Raw genomic sequence first — 25,992 nt, 5'->3', positions numbered from 1 at the left:
GTCTCCGTGGGTCCGGCTACCGCCCGGCGGACAACTCGATGACGACCGGTGTTCCGTCCGTGTACCACTTCTCGTGCATCGCGCGGATCTTCTCATCGGTCGGAGTGCCGGTGCGATGCATGCGGTACTCGAGGTGGTCGAAGGGATTCACGGTGGTTGAGTAGATCCGCCGGCCTTCCTCGATCATGGCCGGATCGGTGATCTCGCGGGCGAGACCGTCGAAGCCTCCCCCTCTCATGCGGAGCCTCACCTGTGGGTTCGCCTTCACATTGAGAAACCACGCCGCGCCTGAACCGGTCAGAGAGACGAGGAAGACCTTCTGGCCGCTCCGGATCACCCGTACGCACGTGCGCCTTGTCTTTCCGGTCTTGCGGCCGACGGTGGTGAGGACGCCGAAACCGCGCGGCGGAGCGATTCTGAACCAGGGCACCTGGAATGCGTTGAGGACGCGGGCTCCGGTGAGCGTGGTCGTCAGGGGATTACGCCGATGACCTGCGAGGTAGGCCCGGAACTGCTCGCTGTGATCACCCATGTCGGCTTCACCGCGCTCTGTTCGATCAACGATGACGATTGACGAGCGTAATCCGCTCAGTGGGCGGCCCGCTTCAGCCGGGAGGCGAGTTCTCTGCAGCGGTCACGGAATTCGGCCGGTTCCTCGATGAGGAAGTCCGCTCCGATGGGGACGAGGTTGAGGGTGAGCCATTCGAAGGAGTCGACCCAGGCGGTGACCCGGCTCCGGCCTCCCGGCAGCGGCACCAGGTCGAAGTCCTGGAATCTCAGCGCGTCGCCGACCACCGCGGGCGGGGCGTCGACGACGACCACGGCCTGGTGACGCCCCGCGGACACCTCCTCGCGGAGATACGCGGCGGCGGACCGGGCCGGCAGTGGCCGGGGCGTGAAGGGCGTTCCGGTGGCCGAGATCGCGCTGACGCGGTCGAGCCGGAACGTACGCCAGTCGGCCCGGTCGAGGTCCCACGCGAGCAGGTACCAGCGCAGCCGGAAGTGGACCTGGCGGTAGGGCTCGACCCGGCGTGCGGTCGTGCCGCCGGTCCGGCTCGTGTACGTGAAGGTGACGCGTTCGTGCCGGGCCGAGGCGGACCCGAGGATCGCCAGGACGTCGGCGTCGACGTTGGGCGCGAACTGGGGCGCGGCTTCGACGGTCGCCCGGAAGGCGGTGACGCGTGGCCGGAGCCGTTTCGGGAGGAACTGGTCGATCTTGCCGTACGCGCGATCGGCGGCGGGCCCGATTCCGCCCCGGGAGTCCGCGGCGGAATCGGGTGCCGTGGTGGAGCCGAGCAGCGCGAGTCCGGCGAGCGTCGCGACCACTTCGTCGTCGTCGAGGATGAGCGGCGGTAGCGTCCGGCCGGCCGAGAGCTGGTAGAAGCCGCTGGGACCGGGCCGGGTCGTGACCGGGTAGCCGTACTCGCGGAGCCGCTCCACATCGCGGCGCAACGTGCGCGGGCTGACGTCCAGGCGCGCGGCGAGTTCCTCACCGCTGAACCGCCGGCCCGTCTGCAGGTGGGCCAGGAGTTCGAGGGTGCGGTGCGTCATGTCGAGCACGGCCCCACTCTATTGCGGTCATGGCCTGACCGCGTCTGCTCCTACGGTGGCGACGTGGCCCCTTTCCAGCAGACGCAGCGCATGATCCGTATCCGTGGTGCGCGCACCAACAACCTGATGGCCGTGAGCCTCGACGTGCCGCGCGGCGCACTGGTGGTGTTCGCGGGAGTCTCGGGGTCGGGCAAGTCCTCGCTCGTGTTCGACACCATCGCGGCCGAGGCCGGGTACCAGCTGAACGAGACCTATCCGCCGTTCGTACGGAACCGCCTGCCCCAGTGGAGCCGCCCCGAGGTGGACCTGATCGAGGGGCTCTCGCCGGTGGTGGTCATCGACCAGAGACGCCTGGGCGGCAACGCGCGCTCGACGGTCGGAACCATCACCGACGCCTACAGCTACCTTCGGCTGCTGTTCTCGCGCATCGGCGAGCCGTACGTGGGGGAGTCGAACCACTTCTCGTTCAACGACCCCGCCGGCATGTGCCCCACCTGCGCGGGCCTCGGGGAGACGCTCACCCCCGACGCGGAGCGGATGCTCGATCCGGACCGGTCGCTCGACCACGGCGCGATCCTGCTGCCGGGGTTCGACAACGGCCAGTACCGGTACCGGCGGTACGCCGAGATCGGCTCCTTCGACCCGTCGAGACCGCTACGGGAGTGGACCGCCGACGAGCGGCAGGCCCTGCTGCACGGCGGCGCCGCGGCGGCACGGCTCACGCCCCGGCCGCCGAAGGACTACGAGGGCCTGGTCGAGCTCTTCGAGCGGCTCTACCTGCACACGGCGGACCAGTTGTCGGAGCGCAAACAGGCCGTGCTCGACCGGTTCACCCGGTCGGCGACCTGCCCGGACTGCCACGGCGAACGGCTGGGCGCCGCAGCCCGTACGGCGCGTGTGCTCGACCGCACCATCGTCGAGATGAGCCGGCTGGAGATCGGCGAGCTGGCCGGCGTCATCGCCGGGGTGCGGGAGCCGAACGTCGCCCCGGTCGTCGCGGCGCTGCGCGAGAAGCTCACGGCGTTGACCGCGATCGGGCTGGGATACCTGTCGCTCGCCCGGCCGACGACCACGCTGTCCGGCGGAGAGTCCCAGCGCATCAAGACGGTGCGGCACCTCGGCAGCAGCCTCACGGAGATGCTGTACGTCTTCGACGAGCCGACCGTGGGCCTGCACCCGCACGACGTCCGGTCCATGACCGGCCTGCTCACGCTGTTGCGGGACCGGGGGAACACGGTCCTCGTCGTCGAGCACGATCCCGGCGTCATGCGTGTCGCCGACCGGATCGTGGAGATCGGTCCCGGTGCCGGCGACGACGGAGGACGGGTCGTGTTCGACGGCGGGTTCGACGATCTGCTCGTCGCCGGCACCCCGACCGGGCGCGGGCTACGCGAGTCTCCCGCTCCCCGTCGACCGCGCGGGGCGAACGGGAGGCTGCGGATCGAGAACGCGGGACGCAACAACCTTCGGGACGTCAGCGTCGACGTCCCGGTGGGAGTGCTGACGGTGATCACCGGCGTCGCCGGATCGGGCAAGTCGAGTCTGGTCGCCGAGCTCGTGGACCGGCATCCGGCCACGGTGGTCGATCAGCGCCCGGTGACCGCCAACCGCCGCTCGACCCTGCTCACCTACTCCGGTGTCGCACCCGCGATCCGGAGACTGTTCGCGCGGCGCAACGGCGTGAGCGCCGCGCTGTTCAGCGCCAACTCCGCCGGCGCCTGCCCGGCGTGCGAAGGCGTGGGCGTGGTCCGCACCGATCTCGCCTTCATGGACGGACACGAGTCCGTGTGCGAGGCGTGCGGAGGCAGACGGTTCACCGATGAGGTCCTCACCCACACCGTCGACGGCCTGACGATCGCGGACGTGGACGATCTCACCGTCGGCGAGGCGACCCGGCGGCTCCGCGATCCCGGGATCGTCCGCGCCCTGCGTCACATCGCCGAGGTCGGCCTCGGGTACGTGCGGCTCGGCCAGCCGCTGACCACGATGTCGGGCGGCGAGTGCCAGCGTCTGAAGATCGCCAGAGAGCTCGCACGCCCGGACGAGCACACCCTCTACGTTCTCGACGAACCGACGACCGGGCTGCACCTGTCCGACATCGACACCCTGCTGGACGTGCTCGGCCGGCTGGTCGACAAGGGCAACACCGTGGTCGTCATCGAGCACGACCTGGAGGTGATCCGCCGGGCGGACTGGGTGATCGACCTCGGCCCCGGCCCCGGCCGCCACGGCGGCCGGGTCCTCTTCGAAGGGATCCCCGAACGGCTCGCCGAATGCCGCGAGTCGGCCACCGGGGCGGCGTTGGCGGTCCGCCCGAGGTCGCACGAAGCCTCGGCTTGAGGTCGCGCGAAAGGTCGGCCCGGAGTCGCACACGGACGGCGACGAGGTCCGCCCGGAGTGTGATGCGGCGCGGTGTCGCCGGCTGCGATCATCCACAGCGCGGCCCGCACGGTGCGCCGCCGTTCCCCCTCAGCCAGTGGAGAGTCGTTGAGATATCGATCCGGATCGGCGATGGCCGCGGCCCTCGCCGCCGTCCTGGCCACGGGGTCGTGTTCGGCCCCGGCCGTGACCGCGGGGACCCGCGCCTCGGACGGCCAGGTCACGTCGTCGCCGAAGTGGCGCGACTGCCATACGGAGAACACCGCCCCGCAGCTGGAGTGCGCCACCGTCACCGTCCCCCTGGACTGGTCCCACCCGGGCGGGAAGAAGATCAGCATCGCGGTGGACCGGCTGCGCGCGACCGACACGTCGCACCGGGTCGGGGCGCTGCTGGTCAACCCCGGCGGTCCGGGCGGTTCGGGGACCGCGACGGTCGCCCAGGGCGGGATGCTGCTCGGGCATGCCGACCTGAAACCGCTGCGCGACCGCTTCGATCTGATCGGTCTCGACCCGCGCGGGGTCGGGGACAGCACGCCGGTCCGCTGCTCCACGCCGGTGTACGACCCGGCCGCGCCGACCCTTCCGCAGAACCGGGCGCAGTACCGGCGGATGGTCGCCGGCAGTCGCCGGCACGGGCTCGACTGCGCGAAGACGACCGGCCCGCTGATCGGCCACGTGGACACCGTCAGCGCGGCGCGTGACATCGACGCGGTCCGTGCCGCGCTCGGTGAGTCGCGGATCTCCTGGCTCGGCGTCTCCTACGGCACGGAGCTGGGCGCCGCGTACGCGCGGCTGTTCCCCGGCCGGGTACGGGCGATGGTGCTGGACGGCGCCGTGGACCACACCCGCCCGATGACCCGGGACGTGGTCGACGAGTCCGCGGCGATCGAACGCGAGTTCCGCCGCTTCGCGGCCTGGTGCGCGACGGCGAGCGGCTGCGCTCCGCAGGGCGGTGACGTCGTCGCGGACTTCGACACCCTCCTCGCGCGAGCCGGTCGCGGCGAGGTCCAGGACCCGGCGCTGGGGCGGCCCTTGACCGCCGCCGAGGTCACCTCTGGAACCTACGCCTACCTGACGATGCGCTTCCTGTGGCCGCAGCTGGGCACCGCGCTGGCCGCCGCCGAGAAGACGCCGTCGGACGCGTCCGCGCTGGGGCAGGCCGTGGTCGGCCTGGACCCGACCTACCCGGCCTACCGCGCGATCAGCTGCCAGGACTTCCCACCCGGCCTGCACGGCTACGCCGACCTGCGGGTCCGGCTGGCCGCCGTCCGCGGGGCGGCCCCGCACATGTGGCGGTACTCGGAGTACTGGGACTGGACGACCGGCTGCGCCGGCTGGCCGGTCAAGGCGGCCGACCCCCCGGCTCCGCAGCGCATCACCGGAGTACCGACCGTCCTGGTGGTCGGCAACACCTACGACCCGGCGACTCCGTACGCGTGGGCGCGGAGCCTGTCCCGGCAGATCAGCGGCAGCCGGCTCCTCACCTACGACGGAGACGGGCACACCGCCCTGTACAACTCCTCCTGCGCCCGCCAGAACGAGGTGGACTATCTGCTCACCGGCCAGGCCCCCGCACCCGGCACCCGCTGCAGTGCCTGACCGGCGCCCGCGCCGGTGAAGCCGCGACCGGCGGAGGCCACCAGGTGACCTCCGCCGGTCGGGGATCCCGGGCTCAGTCGCCGGAGCCGAAGGCGGCGTCGAACGCGGCGGCCGGGGGTTCGATCTCGGCGAGCCGGCGGACGTAGGCGAGCGCGTCGGGCGCGCCGGCCAGCCGGTCCATGCCGGCGTCCTCCCACTCGATGGAGATCGGCCCGTCGTAGCCGATGGCGTTCAGCGCGCGGAAGCAGTCCTCCCAGGGCACGTCGCCGCGCCCGGTGGAGATGAAGTCCCAGCCCCGGCGCAGGTCGGCCCAGGGCAGATGGGACGACAGGCGGCCGCGGCGGCCGTCGCCGGTGCGCACCTTCGCGTCCTTGCAGTCGACATGGCGGATCCGGTCGGCGAAGTCGAGCAGGAAGTTCACCGGGTCCAGGTCCTGCCAGACGAAGTGCGAGGGGTCCCAGTTCAGGCCGAACGCCTCGCGGTGCCCGATCGCGTCGAGCGTGCGCACGGTCGTCCAGTAGTCGTAGGCGATCTCGCTGGGGTGCACCTCGTGCGCGAACCCGACACCGACCTCGTCGAACACGTCGAGGATCGGATTCCAGCGGTCGGCGAAGTCCCGGTACCCGGCCTCGATCATCGACTCGGGCACCGGCGGGAACATGGCGACCGTGTGCCAGATCGACGAACCGGTGAAGCCCACGACCGTACGGACGCCCAGCGCGGCGGCGGCCCGCGCCGTGTCCTTCATCTCCTCGGCGGCGCGGCGTCGCACGCCTTCGGCGTCACCGTCACCCCAGATGCGCGCCGGCAGGATCGCCTGGTGGCGTTCGTCGATCGGGTGGTCACAGACGGCCTGCCCGACGAGGTGATTGGAGATCGCCCAGACCTTCAGACCGTACTTGTCCAGGATGTCGAGCCGGCCCCGGACGTACCCGTCGTCCTCCAGCGCCTTGGGGACCTCGAAGTGGTCGCCCCAGCAGGCGATCTCCAAGCCGTCATAGCCCCAGCCGGAGGCGAGCCGGCACACCTCCTCGAACGGAAGGTCGGCCCACTGTCCGGTGAACAGGGTGATCGGTCGCGGCATGGTTTCCTCCGGGAGTCGTCGTCACGGTGTCCGGCTGGGCAGTCCGCTCAGCCGCAGGAGCAGGTCTTTCACCTCGGACGCCGCGTACGTCTCGCGCCCGTGTCCGGGGTCGGAGCAGAGCAGCACCGGGCCGTCGGCGGGGGTGTCGGGGAGCCGGCCGTGGCTGCCGCGTACACAGGACGGGTCCAGGGAGACGACCGACAGCGTCGAGCGCAGGCCGAGTTTCTTCCGGCCCAGTGCCGCGGCCGCCCGCAGCTTCACCGCACGGTCGCCGGGGTCGAAGAACAGCTCGGCCGGGTCGTAGCCGGGCTTGCGATGGATCTCCACGGTCCGCGCGAAGTCCGGCGCCCGCGCGTCGTCGAGCCAGTAGTAGTACGTGAACCAGGCGTCCGGCTCGGCCACCGCGACCAGGTCGCCGGCGCGCGGGTGGTCGATCGCGTACGCCGCCTTGCCCGCCTGGTCGAGGACCTCGGCGACCCCCGGCAGCGCGGCCACGATGTCGCGTACGCGCGGGACGTCGGCGGAGTCGGCGACATAGATGTGGGCGACCTGGTGGTCGGCGACGGCGAAGGCACGCGACGCCCACGGGTCGAGGTACTCCATCCCGGCCTGGGAGTGCACCTCCAGCAGGCCCTCCCGCCGGAGCGCACGGTTGACGTCCACGGGCCGGTGCGCGGCGGTGATGCCGTACTCGCTCAGCACGACGACCGCGGCGCCGCGGTCCCGGGCGGCGTCGAGCAGCGGGCCGAGCGCGGCGTCCACCTCGCGCGCGGCGGCGATCGCCTCGGGCCCGTCCGGCCCGTAGCGCTGCAGGTCGTAGTCCAGATGCGGCACGTAGACGAGCGTGAGGTCGGGGTCCTTCGCGGTGAGGATCCGCCGCGCGGCCGCGATGATCCAGCGCGAGGAGGCGATCGACGCGGTCGGCCCCCAGTACGAGAACAGCGGGAACGGGCCCAGCTCGGCGGTCAGCTCGTCGTGCAGCTCCGGCGGGCGGGTATAGCAGTCCGGCGACTTGCGGCCGTCGGCGTGGTAGATCGGGCGGGGCGTGACGAGATGCTCGGTGGCGGCGCCCATGGCGTACCACCAGCACACGTTGGCCACCTGGAAGCCGGGGTACCGGCGGCGCGCCGCGTCCCAGACCTTCTCGCCCTGGACCAGCGCGTTGTGCTGGCGCCACAGGAAGACCTCGCCGAGATCGCGGAAGTACCAGCCGTTGCCCACGATCCCGTGGTCCCGCGGTGACGTCCCGGTGAGCAGCGTCGCCTGCGCCGAGCAGGTGACGGCGGGGAATACGGTGTCGAGCCCGGCCGAGAAGCCGGACGCGCCCACCGCAGCGACGTTCGGCATGTGGGGGAGCAGGCGCGGGGTCAGGCCGACGACGTCGAGGACGACGACCGGCCGGCGGTTCGTGTCGTTCATGTGATCACCTCGCGGAGTCCGAGGGCGAGCAGCCGGTCACGGGTCCAGGCGAGCTCGTCGGCGATGCCGTCGACGAGCGAGCGCGCACCGCCGGGCCGGTGCTCGGCGGGCAGGACGTCCCACGTGTACGTCTCGACCTCCAGGTGGTCGACAAGTGCTTCCGGGCCGCCGAGCAGGACGCCGAGCGTGTCGGTCAGCGTGTCGTGCGCGGTCGCGAGGGGCGGCTCGGGCTTGGCGTGCAGCGGGATGTGGAAGTGCACCCGCCACGGGCCCGGCCCGCCGGCGGACAGCGCCTCACCGAGGTCGTCCCAGGCGCGGCCGTCGGCGGCGCGGGTCTGGTGCAGGAAACGCGGCTCGGCGAAGGCCCCGAGTGCCCGGCGGGTTTCCGGATCCGCCGGCTCGTCGGCCTGGAGCGCGGCGGACACCTGCGCCTTGACCACGGGCTTCGCCGCGGCCACGGCGGCGGCCGGGTCCTCGAACCCGACCGCGAGATGGCACAGGTCCAGGCAGCTCCCGATCCACTCGGGGTCGACCTGGGCGAGCGTGCGCCGCAACCGGCTCGTCGTCTCGATGACACAGCCGGGCTCGGGCTCGATCGCGACGCGCACCGGCCGGTCCAGCCGCGCCAGCTCCCGCGCCAGCAGGTCGAGCTGCCGCCGGGCGGCGGCGTCGCGCTCGGCGGGCCACGGGGTCCGCCAGCCGAGCGGCAGCGTCGAGATGCTGCCCCGCGCCGCGTCGTCCGGCAGGAGCCGCTGGAGGATGCGGGCGAGGCCGAGCGTGTAGTCCAGCCGCGCCCGCTCCGTCCAGTCCGGCACGTACACCGCCCTTTTCACCACGGGGGCGTGGAAGGCGCGGTACGGGAACCCGTTGAGCGTGACCACCTCGAGCCCGCGTGCGGCGAGTTCGCCGCGCAGGCGGGCGAGGGCCGCGTCGTCGGCCAGCGCCCGCGCGACGTCGGCCGCCAGCCACAGTCCCACGCCGAGCGTGCCGGCGCCGAGCCGCTCGCGTACGGGCTCGGCGTAGCGAGTGAGCTGCGCGAGCACGCCGTCGAGGTCCTCGGCGGGATGGACGTTCGTGCAGTACGCGAGGTGCACGAGCGTGCCGTCGGGATGCCGGAAGCGCATCTCAGCGCTCCCCGCGCAGCACCGAGTTGCCGGCGTACGTCGCGGTGGGTTCGGCGATGTCGATCCCGCCGAGGTCGAGCCGACCGCTCTGCCCGTAGAAGGCGACGGGGTTGCGCCACAGCACCTTGTCGACGTCGTCCTCGGTGAAGCCCGCGGCGAGCATCGCCGCGCCGGTCCTGGCCGTCTTCAGCGGATCGCTGCGCCCCCAGTCGGCGGCGGAGTTCACCAGCATCCGGTCGGTGCCGTACTCGCCGAGGAGTCGCACCATGCGCTCCTCGTCCATCTTCGTGTCCGGGTAGATCGAGAAGCCCATCCAGCAGCCGGAGTCGTGCACCAGCCCGACCGTCACCTCGTTCAGGTGGTCGATGACCACCCGTCCGGGCGGGATGCCGGACTCGGCCACCATCTCGAGCGAGCGTCGTGTGCCCAGGGCCTTGTCGCGGTGCGGCGTGTGAACCAGGACCGGCAGGTCGTGTTCGACGGCGAGCCGTAGCTGCGCGGCGAACGCCGAGTCCTCCTCGGGCGTCATCGCGTCGTAGCCGATCTCGCCGACCGCGACCACGCCGTCCTTCGCCAGGTAACGCGGCAGCACGTCGAGGACGCCACGGCACCGCGGGTCGCCGGCCTCCTTGGGATTGAGCGCGATCGTGCAGTGGTGGCGGATGCCGAACTGCCCGGCGCGGAACGGCTCCCAGCCGACGAGCCCGTCGAAGTAGTCGGTGAAGCTGCCGACCGACGTTCGCGGCTGACCCAGCCAGAACGCCGGCTCGACCAGGGCGCGGACGCCCGCCGCGTACATCGCCTCGTAGTCGTCGGTGGTCCGTGAGGTCATGTGGATGTGCGGGTCGAAGATGCGCATCTCAGTCCTCCTCTGGGTCGGTGACGAGCCAGACGTCGGCCGGTACGGTGCGCCCGGCCGCGACCCGCTCGCGCGCGAAGGCGGTGAACATGCGGGCGAGCTCGGCGTCGCGACGCTCGCGCAACCCGGCCACCGCGGCCAGCGGCACACCGGTGAAGACGCACTTCAGCACCCCGTGCCGGTACGCGTGGGGGTCGAGACGCGCCGCGCCGTACGGGCCGAGGGCGGCCGCGATCAACCGGGTGTCGTTGGTACGGAGCGCGTCGTGGACGAGCGGCAGCGCCTCGTCGCCCAGCCCGAGAAGGTGCAGTCCGCGCAGGACACCGCGTTTCTCCGCCGCGTCCCCGTACCGGTACAGGTCGCCGACCTCCCTGGCCAGTGCCGGGCCGGTGAGCGGCAGGCACGTCAGCAGCAGCGCACGCCCGGCGTCATCGACCGTCCAGCCGTGCCCGTCCGCCGCCGGGTCGAGCGGGGCACGCCCGCAGTGCCGCCCGACGGCGGGGAACAACGGCCGGATCGCGCCGGCGTCCGCGGCGATCCGCTCGGCGGCGGCGTCCAGCCACTGCGCGCCGCTCTCGGTCAGGTGCGCGTCCAGGATTCGCCGCAGGTCGCTCACGCCGCCCCCTCGACCGGCTCGGCCGCGCGAAGGAAGTCCAGGGATCTCCGGCAGACGTCCGGGGCGGCGTGGCTGTGCCGGGGGAGCTCCACCGCGACCAGGCCCGCGTAGCCGATCTCACCGAGCGCGGCCAGCACCGGCGGGAAGTCGATCTCTCCCTCGCCGAACTCCAGATGCTCGTGCACGCCCCGGCGCATGTCGTCGATCTGCACGTTGACCAGCCGGGACCCGGCGCGGCGCACGCAGTCGGGCACGGACTGGCGCTCCAGGCAGCGGCAGTGGCCGATGTCCAGGGTGAGGCCGAAGCACGGCGGCCGGCCGAGCCGTTCGAACAGCCGGTCGTAGCCGTCGAGGTCCTCGACGAACATGCCGGGCTCCGGTTCGAAGCCGAGCGGCACGCCCGCCTCGTCGGCCGCGGCGGCGACCTTCGCGCAGCCGGCCAGGAGGCGGTCGGCGGCGACCGCGTCCGGCACGCCGGCCGGCTTGATGCCGCTCCAGAACGACACGGCCTCGGCGCCGAGGTCGGCCGCGATCCGCACCGCCCGTACGAGCAGGTCGATCCGCTTTTCCCGGCCGTCGTCGCTCACCAGCGTCGGCGCGTGCTTGTGCCAGGGATCCATCAGGTACCGTGCGCCGGTCTCGATGACGACGCCGAGGCCGAGCCGTTCCAGCCGGCCCGCCAGCGCCGCCACCTGCCGGGACACGTCGTCCGCGTACGGGTCGAGGTGGTTGTGGTCGAGCGTGAGGGCGACGCCTCGGTAACCGAGGCCGGAGATGATCTCCAGTGCGTCGTCGAGCCGGTGGTTGGCGAATCCGTTGGTGCCGTAGCCGTACCTCAGCGTCACGTCGGGGACACCTTTCTCGAGAGCCGGCGCGCGAGCGGGAAGCCCGCCGCCACCGCCGCGGCCGCCGGCAACGCGCCCCTCCGGGCCGCCAGCGACGCCTGCAGGGGGATCAGCCCGAGGATCCCGGCGCCGACCGCCCGGCGGATACGGTCGGCACCGGGATCCGCGACGGCGGCCAGCTGCGCACGCCCCGCCGTGGACAGGTACGAACCCAGCAGGCCGGCGCCCGCGGCCTGCCGCAGCAGACGCGCCGCCCGGCCCTGCCCCCGCCGGGGTACCGGCCAGGCCGCGGCCGACAGCGCGACGGCTCCGGTCGCGGCGAGCGTCGTGGCGGGCAGCACGGGGCCGCCGCCGGTGACCTCGCGCCGGCTGAGCGCGGTCACCGCCAGGGTGTGCGTCCCGACCAGCGCGGCGGGCGGCAGCGCGTCGCGCAGCCGCCCGGTGCCCGCGCCGAGCAGCACGTCGAGGGCACGGGCCGCGGCCATCGCGGCCGGACCGGCCGGTGTCGCCTTGAGCGCCAGGTCGTACGCCCACACGGTCGCCGCGAGGGGTACGGCGACGCCGAGCGCCCGCCGGCCGCCGGCGAGCCCGGCGGCGCCGATCGCGGCGGCGGTGAGCCCCGCCGACAGGCCCAGGGCGAAGCCCGGCCGGACCCGCCCGGACGGGATCGGCCGCTCCGGCCGTTCGACCGCGTCGAGGTCGCGGTCGGCGTAGTCGTTGAGGGCCATCCCGGCCCAGTACAGGAGGGTCGAGGAGAGCGCCAGCACGGGAGTCGCCGCGCCGAACGGCCAGCCGGCGGCCGCCGCGCCGGCCAGCGTGTCGCCGGGAACGGTCAGGGCCGCGGGCGCGCGAACGAGCTCCGCGACCGCGCGCGGCGAGGGCAGCGGCCCGCCGGCGTCGGTCATCGGGACGCCGCCCAGGAGCGGAGCGTCGCGTACTGCGTGGCGAGCGCGTGGTCCACGCCCGGTCCTCCGGTCGTGCCGTCGGCGCCGACCGGGTCCTTGAAGAAGAAGGCGAGCTCGTTCACCGGTCCCGCCCGCCCCGACGCGTGGGCCAGATCCATCAGCCGGGCGAGGTCCAGGATCAGCGGTGCGGCCAGCGCCGAGTCGCAGCCCTGCCAGGTGAACTGCAGGCTCATGCGCGCGCCGAGGAAACCGTCGAAGACGACGTGGTCCCACGCGGTCTTCCAGTCGCCGAGATCGGAGACGTAGTCGATGTGCACCTGGCCGTCGACCGGATAGCCGAGGGTCTCCCCGACGACGAGGCTCTTGGAGGCGTTCTTGGCGGCCGCCGCGGCCGGGTCGGCCAGGGTGGCGCCGTCGCCGCCGCCCAGCAGGTTCGTGCCCGACCACGCCCGTACGCGCAGGGCCCGCTGGGCGAACATCGGGGCCAGCACCGACTTCAGCAGCGTCTCGCCGGTCTTGCCGTCCCGGCCGGCGTACGGCACGCCGCGCCGGCGGGCGAGCTCGTCCAGGGCGGGCAGGCGGGCCCCCGTCGAGGGGGTGAAGTCCACGTACGGGCAGCCGGCGGTCAGCGCCGCGTACGCGTACAGGGAACTCGCCGGAAGCACGTCGTTCCCGGACGCGAGGGCGGCGGACAGGGCGTCCAGGGATCCGTGCGCCGGGTGCTCGTCGGCCGGTGGCTCGGTGGACGCCACGTTGATGACCACGACGCGGTCGAGACCACGGCGTTCGCGGAACGCGGCGATGTCCGAGGCCAGGGCGGCCGCCGCCGTGGCCTGGTCGCGCGCGTCCACCGGGACGCGGACGCCCGGCCGGATCTCCGCGTCGGCCGCGGCCAGGCCGTCCGCGACCAGTTCGGGCAGCCCCGCGGGAACCACCCCGGACCGTACGAGCTGCTCGGCGCGCTTGGTCAGGTCGGCGCCGGCGACGTCGTGGCCGCCGAAGACGAGGTCACCGAGGTCGGGCAGCGGTGTGCCGGCGAAGTCCGGCGACTCGGTGACACAACCGGTCGGCGGGGTGAGCCCGGCGGCGACCGCCGCCGCCCCCACCACCGCGGTGGTCGCGACGGACCCACGCGCCCCGACCAGCCATACTCCCGTGGTCATGTGTTCCCCTTCCGCAGGAACGGAGGCGGCCGGCCGGGGGTCGCCCGGCCGGCCGCCGGTGAACGGCTAGCCGTTCATGGTGAAGGCGTCGAGGGTGAACAGGTCACCGTCGCCGCCCTTGAACACCAGGAACAGCTTGTGCGTGCCACCTGGATCGGTCACCGGCGCGCTCACGGTGGTGAAAGCGCCGGAGGTGTCGGTCACCTTCGCCGAGCCGAGGAGGGTTCCGGTGGGCGAGTCGGCGTGGACCTCGATGGTGCCGCCGGACCCGCTCGCGGCGACCCGGAAGCCGATGGAGCTCACGCCCTGCAGGTCATAGGGGTCGTACTCCGTCCAGTCACCATCGTTGATCGAGGTGACGGCGCTGCCCTGGGCGCCGCTCACCGCGGTGACCTGGACGCCGGAGTCGGACTGGAAGAACTCTCCCTGCTTGTCCTTGGGCTGCAGGACGATCTGCGTCTTCGACGTGAGGTCCGGCACCCCGGAGGCCGGGGACGTGTCGGTGTAGCTCGCGCTGAAGATGCCGTAGAAGTTGTCGGCGTCGGTGTGCCCGGCGGTCGTCAGCGTGAACGTGCCGCTGCAGCCGGTCGCCTGGGACAGGTTGTGCGCGTGCTGGTCGTGGCCGAGCGAGTACTCGACCTGGACCTTGGAGCAGTCGACGGTGCCGTCCGGGTCGTCGACCTGGACCTTCCACGCCTGCTGCTGGCCGTCGCCGAACGTCAGCCCGTTCGGTGGTTCGGTGAAGGTGATCGTCGGGGCGGTGTTCCCGGCGGTCACGAGTACCGCCGCGGTGCCCGAACGGCCGCTCGGGTCGGTGACCGTGAGCTTCGCGTGGTACTGCCCGTTGCCGGAGTACGTGTGGGACGGCTTGGCCTCGGTGGAGTCGGTGGTTCCGTTGCCGTCGAAGTCCCACGCGTAGGTCAGCGCGTCGTTCTCCGGGTCGGTCGAGCCGGTGCCGTCGAACTGGACCGTCAGCGGGCTCTGCCCGGAGGTCTTGTCCACGGTGATGTTCGCCGTGGGGGACTTGTCACCCGGTGCGTACTCCAGCTTGTACAGAGCCGCGTCGAGCGACCCGCCGAACCAGTTGCTGCCGTAGTCCAGGACGTACAGCGAACCGTCCGGGCCGAAGTCGGCGTCGATCGGCTCCTTCAGCTGCGACCAGTCCTGGCCGTCGGTGAGCGTCTCGATGGACTGGATCGCGCCCTTGCCGTCCATCGTGATCGGCTTGATCCAGTGCGCGCCGAACTCGTACGGGAAGAACTTCCCGTCGTAGGAGGCGGGGAACTTCGCGGGGGAGTCCAGCTTCTTGTCGAAGTGGTAGACGGGGCCGCCCATCGGCGCGCCCTCACCGCCCAGCTGCGGGTACGCCGGGTTGCCCGCGTAGTGGTTCGCGATCCAGGCGGGCTGCGCCGGCGGCAGGTTCTGCAGCCCGGTGTTGTTGGGCGAGTCGTTCTTCGGGTGCGCGCAGTCGAACGGCGGCCCGGCGGTGCCGGTGGCGAAGTCGTACTGCCGGTACGGCGTGTTCTCGCCGATGCACAGCGGCCACCCGAAGTTGCCGGGCCCCGCGATCCGGTCGAACTCGACGGTGTTCTCCGGCCCGCGGTTCGGGTCCGCGTTCTGCGCGTCCGGGCCGTAGTCCGCCAGGTACACCACGCCGGTCCTGCGGTCCACGGTGAACCGGAACGGGTTGCGGAAACCCATCGCGTAGATCTCGGGGCGGGTCTTGGCGGTGCCCTTCGGGAACAGGTTGCCGCGCGGGATCGAGTACGACCCGTTCTTGTTCACGTGGATCCGCAGCAGCTTGCCGCGCAGGTCGTTGGTGTTGGCCGCGGACCGTTCCGCGTCGAAGGCGGGGTTCCGGGTGGACCGCCGGTCGATCGGGGCGTACCCGTCGGACTCGAACGGGTTCGAGTCGTCTCCGGCGGTCAGGTAGAGGTTGCCCGCCCCGTCGAAGTCGATGTTGCCCGCGACGTGGCAGCACATGCCGCGGTTGGTCGGGCCGACCTTGAGGATCTTCTGCTCGCTGCTCAGGTCGAGCTTGCCGTCCGTGAACTTGAACCGGGAGAGCTGGTTGTAGCCGTAGTACGGCTGGAAGTCGGCCGCCGTGCCCTCCTCCGGCGCGTCGGTCGTCGGTGTGTCCAGCTTCGGGGCGTAGTACATGTACACCCAGTGGTTCTGGGCGAACTGCGGGTCGACGGCGATGCCCTGCAGACCGTCCTCGTCGTGCGTGTAGACGTCGAGGTGGGCGACGACGCTCGTCACGCCGTCCTGGCTGTAGTAGACGGTGCCGTCGCGCGAGTCGTGCAGGACGCTGCCGTCCGGCAGGATCGCCATCGCCATCGGCTCGCCCATCGCGTCAGGTCCCCTGGCGAGGGTGACCTGCTGGAAGTCGGCCGTGGCGGCCTTGGGCAGGGGATTGGTCGCGTGGGGCAGGGGTTTGGCTCCGGCGGTGCCGGCGCTGAGCGCGAGCCCGGCGCCGACCGCCAGCGCGCAGGTCGCGCGCAGTAGTCTTGACCATGGTCGGTCCACGATTTCGTCTCCGTTCTGCGAGCTCGGGGCGGGGCTGACCGCTCCGGTCGGGCGCGCGGTGCGACGCGCGCCCGACCGTCATTCGCATGAGGGGTCAGGCACCGCCTGTGCCCTCGGCGTCGCACGGGAACCTGGTCACACCGGCGGACATCTCGATGCCGCCGAGCAGGTGCCGGACGAAGAGCGGGTCGGTGTAGCTCTCCTTGGTGTGGCCCATGCCCGTGTACCAGGCGCGTCCGCCGTCGTAGCGGTGGCACCAGCTGATCGGGTGGTCGCCCATGGCGTCGGGGCCGGGATCGTAGGAGTGCTCGTCCAGCGTCATCAGTACGCGTACGCCGGCGTCCCGCGGATTGGTCTGGTAGTTGTACCACTCGTCGAACCGGGTCCAGTGCCTCGGCAGGCCCCGGTTGGAGGGCGCGCCCTGGCCGACGAGGTCGACCGTCGCGTTCTGCTGCGCGGGGTGGCTGCGGAAGTAGGCGCCGACGAGGTCGCGGTACCAGGGCCAGGTGTAGCCCGAGTCGGCCGCGGCGTGCACGCCGGCGTACCCGCCGCCGTGGTTGACGTAGCGCTGGAACGCCGCCTTCTCCTCCGGCAGGTCGAGTGGGTCACCGGTGGTGGAGAGGAAGACGACGGTCCGGTACCGGGCGAGGTTCTCGTCGGTGAACCGGGTGGCGTCCTCGGTCGTGTCCACGGCGAAGCCGTGCTCCCGGCCGAGTTTCTGGATCGCCGCGATGCCGTCCGGGATCGAGTCGTGCCGGAATCCGGTGGTCCTGGAGAAGACCAGCACACGGAACGACGGGGTTTCCGCATGCGCGGCGGTCCCGGCGAGGACGAGCATCGCGACCAGTGTGCTGAGAAGGGATAGCCGTTTGCCTGACATGACAGTCCTCCATGCGGAGCGTCCGGGTCAATGGCAGGTGATGGGGGCGGTGGCCGGGCCACCGCCGCGGTGAGCGCGCCTCCTCTCGTGTCAGCCGGTCGTCGCGGTGGGCGAGGGAGCGCGCGCGGCGTCCTCCGCCCCCTCCACGGAGGTCCAGGCACCGTGGTGGGCGGCGCTGTGCGTGACGGCGGAAATGACCCGTTGCACCTGCAGACCGTCCGCGAACGACGGTTCGGGGTCGGTGCCGGAGGCGATCGCCTCCACGAAGTCCTTCACCTCGTGGGTGAAGGTGTGCTCGTACCCGAGCACGTGGCCCGGCGGCCACCAGGCGCCGGCGTACGGGTGGCTCGGTTCGGTCACGAGGATCCGGCGGAAGCCCGCGGTGCGGGGATCCTCGGTGTGGTCGTAGAACGACAGCTCGTTCATCGACTCCAGGTCGAAGGCCAGGCTGCCGGCCGACCCGTTGATCTCCAGGCGCAGCACGTTCTTGCGGCCGGTCGCGAAGCGGGTGGCCTCGAAGGACGCGAGGGCGCCGCCGGACATCCGGCCGGCGAACAGCGCGGCGTCGTCGACGGTCACCCTCCCGCGCCGGTCGTCGCCGTCCACGGTGGCGTCGAGGCCCGCCGACGCCTGCGCGATGGGACGCTCCTTGATGAAGGTCTCCAGCAGCGCGCTGACGCCGATGAGCCGGTCGCCGGTGACGTACTGGGCGGCGTCGATGATGTGGGCGCCGATGTCGCCGAGCGCGCCGGATCCGGCCTTGTCGGCCTCCAGCCGCCAGACCAGGGGGAAGTTCGGGTCGACGATCCAGTCCTGCAGGTACTGGGCGCGGACGTGGCGGATCGTGCCGAGGCGGCCGTCGAGGACGAGGCCGCGGGCCAGCGCCAGGGCCGGGACCCTCCGGTAGTTGAAGCCCACCATGGCCCGCACGCCGTTCGCGGCCGCGCGCTCGGCCGCCTCCACCATGGCGGTCGCCTCGGCGACCGTGTTGGCGAGCGGCTTCTCACAGAGGACGTGCTTGCCGGCGTCGAGCGCGGCGATCGCGATCTCGGCGTGGGCGTCACCGGGAGTGCAGATGTCCACGACGTGCACGTCGTCGCGGCGAATCAACTCGCGCCAGTCGGTCTCGACCGATGCCCAGCCGAGCCGCTCCGCGGCCGCGGTCACCTGGTCGCGTGACCGGCCGGCGAGCGCCACCATCGCCGGCGTGCACGGCAGGTCGAAGAACGCGGCGGTGTTCCGCCAGGCCTGGGAGTGCGCACGCCCCATGAAGGCGTAGCCGACCATGCCGACCCCGAGCGTCGGCCTGCTTGCGTGCGTCATGGGTTTCGCCGTCCTCTTCCGTTGGTCATCGCTGAGCCGATCCCCCCTGTGGTGCCGCCCGTGCCGTACGGGCGGGACATTCGCCTCACTCGAATGCGAACGGGAGGTACGTGTCGACGTTCTGTTTGGTCACGACCGCGGAGAACAGGGTGATCGAGGAGGGCAGCTCCTGTTCGGCGAGGTCGCTCATGATCTTGCTCTGCCCGAGCAGCCGGGCCACCCGGATCGCGGACGCGGCCATCGTCGGCGGGTAGAGCACGGTGGCCTTGAGCACGCTGTCGTCCTTCTTGATCGAGTCCATCGCGCTCTTGGCCCCCGCGCCGCCGACCATGAAGAAGTCCGTGCGGCCGGCCTGCCGGATCGCCTGGAGTGCGCCGACGCCCTGGTCGTCGTCGTGGTTCCACAGCGCGTCGAACTTCGGGTGCGCCTGGAGCAGCTCCGCCATGCGTGCCTGGCCGGTCTGCACGTTGAACTCCGCCGCCGCCCGGCCGACCTTCTTGATCTGCGGATAGTTCTTCAGCGCGTCGTCGAAGCCCTTGGAGCGCTCCTGCGTGAGCGGGAGCGTGTCGATCCCCGCCAGTTCGACCACGGTGCCCTTGCCGCCGAGCCGCTGGCCGATGTAGTTCCCGGCGTTCAGACCCATGCGGTAGTTGTCGCCGCCGATCCAGATCCGGTACGCCTGGGCGGTGTCGAAGACGCGGTCGAGGTTGATGACCGGAATGCCGGCGTCCATCGCCTTGCGGGCGGTCGGCGTCATCTGCTTGCCGTCCGCGGGCAGGATGACCAGGACGTCGACCTTCTGGTTGATCAGCGTCTGGATCTGACTCGCCTGCTGGGCGGCGTCGTTCGAGCCTTCGGTGATCTTCAGGTCGACGTCGGAGTACCTCCCGGCCTCCTTCTTGGCCTGTTCGTTGATGGCGTTCAGCCAGCCGTGGTCGGCCTGCGGGCCGGCGAACCCGACGGTGACCTTCTTCCCGGGCTTGTCGTTGGCGCCGCCCGCCGTCGCCGCCGCGGGCGCCTTCGCCTCAGGCTCGGCGTTGCTGGTGCAGGCGGCGGCGAGCGCCCCCGCCCCGGCGAGGGTGCCGCTCAACAGGAAACCGCGGCGGCGAACGTCTCGCGCTTGGCTCGAAGTCATGTCATCACCTTTCGGAGCACCGGGTGTGCAGGGGAGGCGGCGAGACGGTCAGGAGGCACCGGACCCGGCTCGACGTTCGGCGAGCAGCCGCTGGAACAGCACCGCGATCACGATGATCACGCCCTTGGCGATCTGCTGGGTCGCGGTCGTGAGATTGTTGAGGGTGAAGATGTCGTTGATCGTGGTGAAGACGAGCACGCCGAGCACCGAGCCGATCAGCGTGCCGCGTCCGCCGCTGAGGAGCGTCCCCCCGATGATCACGGCGGCGATGGCGTCGAGTTCGTACAGGTTCCCGTTGGCCGAGGTCCCGCTGCTCGTCATGATGATCAACATGATGCTGGCGATCCCGCAGCACAGACCGGACACGGCGTACAGCAGCAGCGTGTGCAGCCGCACGTTGAGACCGGCGAGCCGGGAGGCCTCCGGGTTCCCGCCGATCGCGAACGTCCGGCGTCCGTACGTCGTGCGGTTCAGCACGACCCAGCCCAGCGCGACGACCACCGCGAAGATGATCACGAGGGGCGGGATCCGGCCGAACAGGAAGTGGTCCTTGTAGCCGAGGTTCACCAGCGCCTGGTTGTCGGAGTTCAGCGTCTGCGTGTGGCCGCCGGAGATGTTGATCGCCAGGCCGCGGGCGGAGGCGAGCATCGCGATCGTCACGATGAACGCGACGATCCGGCCGTACGCGATGATCAGGCCGTTGACCAGGCCGCATCCGACGCCCACCGCGAGCGCACAGAAGATCACGCCACCGGTGCCGTAGACCTGGGTGGCCTTGGTCGTCGCCCATACGGTCGCGAGCGCCACGATGGCCCCCACCGACAGGTCGATCCCGCCACCGATGATGACGAACGTCATCCCGACCGTGATCACGCCGATGACCGACGCGAGAGTGAGGATCACGACGACGTTGTCGTAGGTCAGGAACTCCGCCGGCCGGGTCAGCGCTCCCACCACGACCAGCACCACCAGCACGCCGATCAGACCGAGGTTGCGCAGCTCGCCGAGGCGGAAGCGGGAGAGCCCGCGTGTCCCCGTCGCGGCGGCGGCCGCCTCCACCCGTCCCTGCTCGTCGGCGGGTGGCGGCGCGGCGGAGACCGCCGGTGAGTTCGCGGTCGCGCCGGTCTCCTCCGCGCGCACACCTTCCGGACCGGTCATAGGTCGCTTCCTTCCATGACGAGGTCGAGGACCTGGTGTTCGTCGAGTTCCGTCGCGGCGCAGTCGCGGAGAGCGCGGCCCTTACGGATCACCAGTACGCGGTCGGCCAGGCCGAGCACCTCGGGGATCTCGCTGGACACCAGGAGGATCCCCACGCCCGAGTCGGCGAGCCGCCGGATCAGGGCGTACAGCTCGGCGCGGGCGCCCACGTCGACGCCGCGTGTCGGCTCGTCGAGCAACAGCAGCCGGCAGTCCTTGAGCAGCCACCGGGCGAGAAGGGCCTTCTGCTGGTTCCCGCCGGACAGCGTCCGTACCGGGCGGCGCGGATCGCGGGGGCGGATGTCGAGACCGCCCACCTCGCGTTCGGCGTCCGCGATCTCGCGCCGCCGGTCCAGCCAGCCCAGGCGCGAGTAGCGGCGCAGGGAGGCGACGCTGACATTGCCCGCGACGGTGTCGAGCATGAGCAGTCCCTGCGACTTGCGCTCCTCGGGAGCGAGCCCCATGCCGGCGCGGACCGCGGCGACGACACTGCCCGTGCGCACCGGCCGGCCGTCCAGGATCACCCGGCCCGCCGAGGGACGCCGCGCGCCGTACACCGTCTCCAGGATCTCCGACCGGCCCGCGCCCACCAGCCCGGCGAGACCGACGATCTCTCCGGCGCGTACCGAGAACGACAGGCCGGAGAACACCCCGGGCAGGGCCAGATCCTCCACACGGAGCACCTCCGGCGCGTTCTCGTACGCGTCGGCCTCCGGCCGTGGCGGGAACACGTACTCGTACCGGCGCCCGGTCATGTGCGCCACCAGCGTGTCCGTCGGCGTCGTACGGGCGGGCAGGCCGACCGCCACCGTCCGGCCGTCCTTCAGGACGGTGACGCGGTCGCCGATCTCGCGGATCTCATCCAGGCGGTGTGAGATGTAGATGACCGCGACGCCGGCCGCGGTGAGCTGGCGGATGACACGGAAGAGGTTCTTGACCTCGTCGTGCGCGAGTGCCGCCGACGGCTCGTCCATGACGAGGAGCCGGGCGTCGTACGACAGGGCGCGCGCCATGCTGACGATCTGACGGGCCGCCGCGGACAGCCGGCCGACCTCGGTGGACGGGGAGATCTCGCCGTGCCCGAGGCGGACGAGCAGGGCGCGCGCCGCGCGGTTCATCTCGCCTCGGCGGGTGAAGCCGAGCGTCGCCTGCTCATGGCCGAGGAAGATGTTCATCGCGACCGAGAGGCCGTCGACGAGGTCGAGCTCCTGGTAGATCGTCGCGATGCCGAGCCGCAGGGCCGCGGTGGGCCCGGTCGGCTCCGCCGTCTCGGCGCCACGCCAGAGGATGTCGCCGGAGTCGGGCCGGTGGGCGCCCGACAGCACCTTCACGAGGGTCGACTTTCCGGCGCCGTTCTGGCCCAGCAGGCAGTGGACCTCGCCCTCGCGGACCTCCAGGTCGACTCCGTCGAGCGCCCGGACGCCGGGGAACTCCTTCACGATGCCGCGCATGACGAGCAGCTGCGGTTCGGGCATCGGCTCTCCTGTACCGGCGGGGGGACCGCCTATGTGGCCGAGAAGATGTGGTCGCTGATGAGCCGGGTCGCCCCAAGTACCCCGGCGGTGTCCCCGAGTTCGGAAAGCACGATCGGAAGGTTCCCCGTCGCCAGTGGCGGGGAGCGGCGGTAGACGACGCTGCGGATCTCGGCGAGCAGCACGTGCCCGAGGCCCGCGACGCCACCGCCGATGACGACCAGGCCGGGGTTGAAGAAGCTGATGAGCCCGGCGAGCACCTGCCCGACGCGCCGGCCGCCCTCGCGGACCATGCGCACGCCGACCGGGTCGCCGGCCGCCACCGCGTCCGCGACGTCGAGTGCGGTCAGTGCGCCGGCCTGCTCCAGGCGCTGCGCGAAGAACGCCGAGCGCCCCGACCGTGCCGCCGCGAGGGCGTCCCGCGCGAGCGCCGCACCGCTGAAGTACGCCTCCAGGCAGCCGGTGTTGCCGCACACGCACGTCGGCCCGTTGTCGTCGACCCGGATGTGCCCGATGTCGCCGGCACTGCCGGACATCCCGCGGTAGATCCGGCCGTCGACCACGATGCCGCAGCCGACGCCCGTGCCGATCTTGACCAGCAGGAAGTCCTCCGCCGACCGGGCCAGGCCGGCGTGCACCTCGCCCAGCGCCATGAGGTTCACGTCGTTGTCGACGAGTACGGGGCAGCCGAGCTTCTGGCTGATCACCTCACGCACCGGGAAGCGATCCCACCCGGGCATGATCGGTGGTACCACCGGCACGCCCTCACGGAAGCTCACCGGGCCGGGCACGCCGATCCCGGCGCCGTGGATCTCATCGATCAGCCCCTGGCCGCGCAGCTTGCCGACGAGGTCGAGGGCATGGTCGAGGACGACGTCGGGGCCCTCGCGCACGTTGCACGGCATGGACACATGGCCGAGGATCTCCAGCCCGCCGTCGGTGACCGCGACGTCGATGGAGGTGGCGCCGATGTCGATGCCGATCAGCCGCAGGTGGCGCGACAGCCGCACGATGTTCGACCGGCGTCCGCCCCGGGACGCCGCGAGGCCGGCCGGTTCGACGAGTCCGAGTTCGACGAGCCGGTCGAGCTCCACGGCGAGCTTGGAGCGGGAGAGGTGCACGACGTCGCCGAGCTCGGCCCGCGACCGCGCACCCTCGTCGCGCAGCAGGCGCAACAGGCGTGTCTGGTGCACGTTCTCCGGCCGCGCCGTCATCCGCATCTCGCCGTCCTCCCGGGGGGTACGGCGTGAACGTATCCGACTTTGTCGAGACCGGGGAGGCCTATGTCCTGATACGGCCAAACTTTCTCCTCTTAGAAGACAAAGCCGCTGTAGGTGACCGGAGGGGAGAGGAGTCACGCCTGGTGGACGGTGGTCGGCGCGCGCGTCGCCGTGACGTCTCAGGACGCGGAGAACACGCGGTCGCTGATGAGCCGGGTCGCTCCGATCACCCCGGCGGTGTCCCCGAGCTCGGAGAGGACGATCGGCAGGTTCCCGGTCGCGAGCGGCGCCGACCGCTGGTACACGACAGCGCGGATCTCCGCGAGCAGCGGGTGCCCGAGCCGGGCGACGCCGCCGGCGATGACGACCAGGCCGGGGTTGAAGAAGCTGATCACGCCGGCGAGCACCTGCCCGACCCGCCGGCCGCCCTCCCGGACCAGCCGGATGGCGGCGGCGTCACCGGCCGCCGCCGCGGCGGCCACATCGGCCGCGGTGAGCGCGGGGCCCTGGTCGAGCCGCTCGGCCAGGTACGGCGAACGGCCGGAGCGCGCCGCCGCCGTCGCGTCGCGGGCCAGGGCGGCGCCGCCGAAGTACGCCTCGAGACATCCGGTGTTGCCGCAGACGCAGAGCGGCCCGTCGTCGTCGACCCGGACGTGCCCGATGTCGCCCGCGCTGCCGGACGCCCCGCGGTAGATCTCGCCGTCGATGAGGATCCCGCATCCGACACCGGTCCCGAGCTTGACCAGCAGGACGTCGTGGACCGAGCGGGCCGACCCGGCGTGCAGTTCGCCGAGCGCCATGATGTTGACGTCGTTGTCGACCAGGCCGGGACAGCCCAGCTGCCGGCCGACCACCTCGCGGACCGGAAACCGGTCCCAGCCGGGCATCAGCGGCGGCACGATGGGCACTCCGTCGCGGAAGCCGACCGGGCCGGGCACGCCGATTCCGACGCCGTGGAGCTCGTCGAACAGGCCCTCGCCACGCAGCTTCTCCGCCATGGCGAGCGCTCGGCCGAGGACGACGTCGGGGCCCTCGCGCACGTCGCAGGGCGCGGAGACGTGGCCGAGGATCTCCAGCTCCGCGTTGGTCACCGCGACGTCGATCGAGGTCGCGCCGATGTCGATGCCGGCGAACCGCAACCGCGTCGAGAGCCGGACGACGCCTGAGCGCCGGCCGCCCCGCGACGCGGCCGGCGCCGCCCGCTCGACCAGCCCGCACCCGACGAGCCGGTCGAGTTCGACGAACAGCCGGGACCGGGAGAGGCCGACGACATCGCCCAGTTCGGCCCGCGGCCGCCCGCCCTTGTCCCGAAGCAGGCGCAGCAGCCGCGCCTGGTGCGCGTTCTCCGGCCGCCCGGTCATCGCGCCACACGCGTCAGTGCCGCATGCCTCCCGGCGGATCGCCGGGCATGGTCCCGTCCTTGTCGGTCACCATGAACACCCCGGCCATGCCCATGTCGGCATGGCTCTGCACGTGGCAGTGGTACATCCACATTCCCGTCCCGACGCGGTCGCCGGCGACGACCTGGAAGCCGAACGAGTCGCCCGGCCCGGTGGTCCTGGTGTCGATGATCCGGGTCGGGTCCGTCGGGCTCTCCAGCAGGCCGGTGCGGTTGTCGGCCCACCGGTGCCCGTGGACGTGGAACGTGTGGAAGAAGTCCCCGTGAGTGATCACGATGAACTCCACCCGCTCGCCGATCTTCGCGACGAACTGCGGCGTGTCGTCGCCCGTGCGGTTGTTGATGGTCATGTCGTTGAAGACGACGGTGAACTGCTTGTGCGGCCGTACGTCACCCTTGCGCCGGACGACCAGCGGCCCGTACAGCCCCGCCCGGATGCCGCCCGTGCCGTGGTCCGTGCCCACGGCGTGGTCGTGGTAGTGCCAGTAGCCGGCGCTGCCGTGCTCGACGACGCCGCTGGTGCGGCGGCCGGGCTTGTGGGTGCGCCAGACGTAGGTGCGGCTGCCGCCCGGCTCGACGACGCTGGCGTTCATCTTCGTGCCGTCACTGGCCGTGTCGTAGTCGACGCCGTGCACATGCAGGCTGGCGGCCACGTCGAGGTTGTTGACCATCGTGATCTCGAGGGTCTCGCCCTCGGTCATCTCGATGAGCGGGCCGGGGATCGTGGCCTTGCCGGGTTTCAGGCCGTAGCCCATCTGGCCGTTCGGCAGCTTCTCCGCGTACAGGGTCATACGGCGGATGGGGGTCGGCTTGTCGCCGGCCGCCGTCGCGGCGGACGCCTGGCCCGGTACGGCCAGCGGAGTGAGCGCGGCGGCCGTGGCGAAGGCGCGCCGGGAGAGCGCGCCTCGCGGCACGCCTCTGCCAACCTCGGTCATGGTTCCCCAATCGGGTGGCGGCGGGACTCGGACCTGCGGAAAAGGCTCATACCACTCAAAATCGGCCTTACCGTAACCGCGAGGCGGGACTTTTTCTAGTGAGATGACAAAGTCCGGCCATTTGCGGCGCTACTTCTTGACGCAGGAGCAAAAGAGCCGGAAGCTCCGCCCAGAGTTCGGATGCATCCGGACAAAGCTCCTCCGCGCCCCGAGTGTGCGGGGCACATCGCCGACCGTTCTGGAGTGCCGCATGTCACCACCAGTACCCGGTCGGCGCCCGCGTCCGCTGCCCGCCCGACCGAGCCCCGGGCGGCCGTGGTCGACCATCCGCGACGCCGCACGAAGGTGCCCGCATCGC

General features: G+C 71.8%; 21 protein-coding genes. 2 read left to right on the top strand and 19 right to left on the bottom strand.

Annotated features, from left to right (window positions below; all coding sequences use genetic code 11):
- Nucleotides 1–16: 16 nt before the first annotated feature.
- Complete coding sequence (locus tag QSK37_RS19505) at nt 17–532, bottom strand: nitroreductase family deazaflavin-dependent oxidoreductase (protein ID WP_285622954.1); 516 nt, start codon at nt 530–532, stop codon at nt 17–19.
- 56 nt (nt 533–588) lie between these two features.
- Entirely contained in the window at nt 589–1,551 is a 963-nt protein-coding gene (locus tag QSK37_RS19500; RefSeq protein WP_285623546.1) for a helix-turn-helix transcriptional regulator, read from the bottom strand.
- Between the two features lie 63 nt (nt 1,552–1,614).
- Between QSK37_RS19500 and QSK37_RS19495 the strand changes: the two genes are divergently transcribed.
- Nucleotides 1,615–3,891, top strand: coding sequence for an ATP-binding cassette domain-containing protein (locus QSK37_RS19495; RefSeq protein ID WP_349497973.1), 2,277 nt, complete (start codon nt 1,615–1,617; stop codon nt 3,889–3,891).
- Between the two features lie 147 nt (nt 3,892–4,038).
- The gene (locus tag QSK37_RS19490) at nt 4,039–5,529 is read left to right on the top strand and encodes an alpha/beta hydrolase (protein WP_285622951.1); all 1,491 of its coding nucleotides are present in this window, start codon (nt 4,039–4,041) and stop codon (nt 5,527–5,529) included.
- Nucleotides 5,530–5,602: 73 nt separating this feature from the next.
- On the opposite strand, the gene QSK37_RS19485 is transcribed toward QSK37_RS19490, so the two are convergent.
- From QSK37_RS19485 to QSK37_RS19405, 17 genes are all read right to left on the bottom strand, one after another.
- Nucleotides 5,603–6,613: a sugar phosphate isomerase/epimerase family protein gene (locus tag QSK37_RS19485; protein WP_285622948.1), complete on the bottom strand. Its 1,011-nt coding sequence runs from the start codon at nt 6,611–6,613 to the stop codon at nt 5,603–5,605.
- A gap of 21 nt (nt 6,614–6,634) precedes the next feature.
- Nucleotides 6,635–8,032 carry an alkaline phosphatase family protein gene (locus tag QSK37_RS19480; RefSeq protein WP_285622945.1) on the bottom strand — a complete coding sequence of 466 codons (1,398 nt, stop codon included), beginning with the start codon at nt 8,030–8,032 and terminating at the stop codon, nt 6,635–6,637.
- The gene (gene eboE, locus QSK37_RS19475) at nt 8,029–9,156 is read right to left on the bottom strand and encodes a metabolite traffic protein EboE (protein ID WP_285622942.1); all 1,128 of its coding nucleotides are present in this window, start codon (nt 9,154–9,156) and stop codon (nt 8,029–8,031) included. Before eboE ends, QSK37_RS19480 begins: the two co-directional genes overlap by 4 nt.
- A gap of 1 nt (nt 9,157) precedes the next feature.
- Nucleotides 9,158–10,015, bottom strand: a complete 858-nt coding sequence (locus tag QSK37_RS19470; RefSeq protein ID WP_285622940.1) for a TatD family hydrolase — start codon at nt 10,013–10,015, stop codon at nt 9,158–9,160.
- A gap of 1 nt (nt 10,016) precedes the next feature.
- On the bottom strand, nt 10,017–10,631 hold the full coding sequence (locus QSK37_RS19465; protein WP_285622938.1) for an EboA domain-containing protein: 615 nt from the start codon (nt 10,629–10,631) through the stop codon (nt 10,017–10,019).
- The gene (locus QSK37_RS19460; protein ID WP_285622935.1) at nt 10,628–11,476 is read right to left on the bottom strand and encodes a sugar phosphate isomerase/epimerase family protein; all 849 of its coding nucleotides are present in this window, start codon (nt 11,474–11,476) and stop codon (nt 10,628–10,630) included. The genes QSK37_RS19465 and QSK37_RS19460 overlap by 4 nt, the downstream gene beginning before the upstream one ends.
- Complete coding sequence (locus QSK37_RS19455) at nt 11,473–12,381, bottom strand: SCO3242 family prenyltransferase (RefSeq protein ID WP_285572132.1); 909 nt, start codon at nt 12,379–12,381, stop codon at nt 11,473–11,475. Before QSK37_RS19455 ends, QSK37_RS19460 begins: the two co-directional genes overlap by 4 nt.
- Nucleotides 12,378–13,544 (bottom strand): inositol-3-phosphate synthase, encoded by a 1,167-nt coding sequence (locus tag QSK37_RS19450; protein WP_285622932.1) that lies wholly within the window; start codon nt 13,542–13,544, stop codon nt 12,378–12,380. The genes QSK37_RS19455 and QSK37_RS19450 overlap by 4 nt, the downstream gene beginning before the upstream one ends.
- Before the next feature lie 66 nt (nt 13,545–13,610).
- The gene (locus QSK37_RS19445) at nt 13,611–16,073 is read right to left on the bottom strand and encodes a PQQ-dependent sugar dehydrogenase (RefSeq protein ID WP_285622929.1); all 2,463 of its coding nucleotides are present in this window, start codon (nt 16,071–16,073) and stop codon (nt 13,611–13,613) included.
- Nucleotides 16,074–16,167: 94 nt separating this feature from the next.
- Nucleotides 16,168–16,953, bottom strand: a complete 786-nt coding sequence (locus QSK37_RS19440; protein ID WP_285622926.1) for a ThuA domain-containing protein — start codon at nt 16,951–16,953, stop codon at nt 16,168–16,170.
- Nucleotides 16,954–17,043: 90 nt separating this feature from the next.
- Complete coding sequence (locus QSK37_RS19435) at nt 17,044–18,276, bottom strand: Gfo/Idh/MocA family protein (protein WP_285622925.1); 1,233 nt, start codon at nt 18,274–18,276, stop codon at nt 17,044–17,046.
- Nucleotides 18,277–18,361: 85 nt separating this feature from the next.
- Nucleotides 18,362–19,411, bottom strand: coding sequence for a substrate-binding domain-containing protein (locus QSK37_RS19430; protein ID WP_285622923.1), 1,050 nt, complete (start codon nt 19,409–19,411; stop codon nt 18,362–18,364).
- Between the two features lie 48 nt (nt 19,412–19,459).
- Nucleotides 19,460–20,569 (bottom strand): ABC transporter permease, encoded by a 1,110-nt coding sequence (locus QSK37_RS19425; RefSeq protein WP_285622921.1) that lies wholly within the window; start codon nt 20,567–20,569, stop codon nt 19,460–19,462.
- Entirely contained in the window at nt 20,566–22,083 is a 1,518-nt protein-coding gene (locus QSK37_RS19420) for a sugar ABC transporter ATP-binding protein (protein ID WP_285622918.1), read from the bottom strand. Before QSK37_RS19420 ends, QSK37_RS19425 begins: the two co-directional genes overlap by 4 nt.
- Before the next feature lie 29 nt (nt 22,084–22,112).
- On the bottom strand, nt 22,113–23,300 hold the full coding sequence (locus QSK37_RS19415) for an ROK family transcriptional regulator (protein WP_285572117.1): 1,188 nt from the start codon (nt 23,298–23,300) through the stop codon (nt 22,113–22,115).
- A 179-nt stretch (nt 23,301–23,479) separates the two neighbouring features.
- Nucleotides 23,480–24,661, bottom strand: a complete 1,182-nt coding sequence (locus QSK37_RS19410; RefSeq protein ID WP_285622915.1) for an ROK family transcriptional regulator — start codon at nt 24,659–24,661, stop codon at nt 23,480–23,482.
- A gap of 13 nt (nt 24,662–24,674) precedes the next feature.
- Complete coding sequence (locus QSK37_RS19405; protein WP_285622913.1) at nt 24,675–25,634, bottom strand: multicopper oxidase domain-containing protein; 960 nt, start codon at nt 25,632–25,634, stop codon at nt 24,675–24,677.
- Nucleotides 25,635–25,992 lie beyond the last annotated feature (358 nt).

The sequence above is a fragment of the Actinoallomurus iriomotensis genome (assembly GCF_030269445.1).
GTDB classification, from domain to species: domain Bacteria; phylum Actinomycetota; class Actinomycetes; order Streptosporangiales; family Streptosporangiaceae; genus Actinoallomurus; species Actinoallomurus iriomotensis.
Note: the sequence above shows the minus strand (reverse complement) of the source record. Positions and strands in the feature narration are given on the sequence as shown.

What these genes read in the sequence shown, in the direction of transcription:
- QSK37_RS19440 (WP_285622926.1), bottom strand. Translation starts at nt 16,953, where the DNA reads ATGTCAGGCAAACGGCTATCCCTTCTCAGCACACTGGTCGCGATGCTC.
- QSK37_RS19405 (WP_285622913.1), bottom strand. Translation starts at nt 25,634, where the DNA reads ATGACCGAGGTTGGCAGAGGCGTGCCGCGAGGCGCGCTCTCCCGGCGC.
- QSK37_RS19485 (WP_285622948.1), bottom strand. Translation starts at nt 6,613, where the DNA reads ATGCCGCGACCGATCACCCTGTTCACCGGACAGTGGGCCGACCTTCCG.
- QSK37_RS19420 (WP_285622918.1), bottom strand. Translation starts at nt 22,083, where the DNA reads ATGCCCGAACCGCAGCTGCTCGTCATGCGCGGCATCGTGAAGGAGTTC.
- QSK37_RS19435 (WP_285622925.1), bottom strand. Translation starts at nt 18,276, where the DNA reads ATGACGCACGCAAGCAGGCCGACGCTCGGGGTCGGCATGGTCGGCTAC.
- QSK37_RS19505 (WP_285622954.1), bottom strand. Translation starts at nt 532, where the DNA reads ATGGGTGATCACAGCGAGCAGTTCCGGGCCTACCTCGCAGGTCATCGG.
- QSK37_RS19415 (WP_285572117.1), bottom strand. Translation starts at nt 23,300, where the DNA reads ATGCGGATGACGGCGCGGCCGGAGAACGTGCACCAGACACGCCTGTTG.
- eboE (WP_285622942.1), bottom strand. Translation starts at nt 9,156, where the DNA reads ATGCGCTTCCGGCATCCCGACGGCACGCTCGTGCACCTCGCGTACTGC.
- QSK37_RS19500 (WP_285623546.1), bottom strand. Translation starts at nt 1,551, where the DNA reads ATGACGCACCGCACCCTCGAACTCCTGGCCCACCTGCAGACGGGCCGG.
- QSK37_RS19410 (WP_285622915.1), bottom strand. Translation starts at nt 24,661, where the DNA reads ATGACCGGGCGGCCGGAGAACGCGCACCAGGCGCGGCTGCTGCGCCTG.
- QSK37_RS19430 (WP_285622923.1), bottom strand. Translation starts at nt 19,411, where the DNA reads ATGACTTCGAGCCAAGCGCGAGACGTTCGCCGCCGCGGTTTCCTGTTG.
- QSK37_RS19450 (WP_285622932.1), bottom strand. Translation starts at nt 13,544, where the DNA reads ATGACCACGGGAGTATGGCTGGTCGGGGCGCGTGGGTCCGTCGCGACC.
- QSK37_RS19480 (WP_285622945.1), bottom strand. Translation starts at nt 8,032, where the DNA reads ATGAACGACACGAACCGCCGGCCGGTCGTCGTCCTCGACGTCGTCGGC.
- QSK37_RS19425 (WP_285622921.1), bottom strand. Translation starts at nt 20,569, where the DNA reads ATGACCGGTCCGGAAGGTGTGCGCGCGGAGGAGACCGGCGCGACCGCG.
- QSK37_RS19455 (WP_285572132.1), bottom strand. Translation starts at nt 12,381, where the DNA reads ATGACCGACGCCGGCGGGCCGCTGCCCTCGCCGCGCGCGGTCGCGGAG.
- QSK37_RS19470 (WP_285622940.1), bottom strand. Translation starts at nt 10,015, where the DNA reads ATGCGCATCTTCGACCCGCACATCCACATGACCTCACGGACCACCGAC.